Source organism: Acetobacter orientalis, assembly GCF_000963965.1.
Taxonomy (GTDB): Bacteria; Pseudomonadota; Alphaproteobacteria; order Acetobacterales; family Acetobacteraceae; genus Acetobacter; species Acetobacter orientalis.
Window position 1 is genome coordinate 1 of sequence record NZ_BAMX01000053.1, and the last position, 584, is coordinate 584.

Consider the following 584-nt stretch of genomic DNA (forward strand, 5'->3'; position numbering starts at 1 on the left):
GGCTGCCTGCCGGGCATGACCATTATGGCCCCATCTGACGAGCTTGAACTGCTGCACATGACAGCAACGGCTGTTGAGTTTGATGAAGGCCCCATTGCCCTGCGCTACCCACGCGGCAGCGGCCTTGGGCTTGACCTGCCCGCGGCTGGCACCGTGCTGGAAATTGGGAAAGGCCGTATTATTCGGGAAATGGGCCAGCAGGCTGGTAGCGCCAAAGGGGGCATTGCCATTCTCTCGCTTGGCCCAAGGCTGGCAGAAGCCTGCAAAGCAGCCGATATTCTGGCCGCCCACGGCCTGCCCCCCACGGTGGCAGATGCCCGCTTTGCCAAACCCTTTGATGTGGCACTGGTTGAAAATCTGGCCCGCAACCATGCGGTGCTGATTACACTGGAAGAAGGCTCAGAAGGTGGGTTTGGCTCGCTGGTTGGCCACCATCTGGCCCGCACCGGCCTGCTGGATAACGTGCGTTTCCGCCCCATGACCCTGCCAGATATCTTTATCGACCATAACACGCAGGACGCTCAGTACGACCAGGCTGGCCTTACCGCACCCCACATCGTACAAACCGCTCTCAGCGCGCTGGG

At 61.0% G+C, this 584-nt stretch carries 1 protein-coding gene; it reads left to right on the forward strand.

The genetic code is table 11. The features are described from left to right. Window positions 1-584: transketolase C-terminal domain-containing protein (locus tag Abor_RS12485; protein WP_048842233.1), on the forward strand; the 584-nt coding region annotated here is incomplete at both ends.